Raw genomic sequence first — 379 nt, 5'->3', positions numbered from 1 at the left:
GTGGGGTGACGGTCACCTGGTGCACGGCGTCCTCGACGCGATTCGCCGCGACCGGGACCGAGACCCCGAGCCGGTCGGCGACGAGGGAGGCGGTGTCGTCAGCGACGAACCCGAGCCCGTGCCGCTTCCACACCCAGCCTGAGGCGTCCTCGACGTCGCGGACCTCCTCGTGCGCGGCGAGGTGGGCCATCGCGTGGGCCTGGATCCCGCCGCAGATGTTGATGACCTGCTGAGCCTGCTCGATCGTCGACAGCAGGGTGTCCGCGTCGAGCAGTCCTGCCGGCTCCGACAGTCCGGCGACCGACGCCCCGGAGGACGCGCAGGCAGGGGCGGTCAACGCGGCATACAGGTCCGCCACCGCCGTCGACACCGCCCCCAG

Annotated in this window: 1 protein-coding gene; it reads right to left on the bottom strand. The window is 72.6% G+C overall.

Translation table 11 applies throughout. From position 1 onward, the window contains the following. Positions 1-379, bottom strand: a 379-nt coding sequence (locus N798_RS18555) for a hypothetical protein (protein ID WP_035951162.1), incomplete at both ends; no start/stop codon positions are given.

The sequence above is a fragment of the Knoellia flava TL1 genome, from assembly GCF_000768675.1.
GTDB classification, from domain to species: Bacteria; Actinomycetota; Actinomycetes; order Actinomycetales; family Dermatophilaceae; genus Knoellia; species Knoellia flava.
This window is presented reverse-complemented; position numbering and strand designations above follow the sequence as displayed.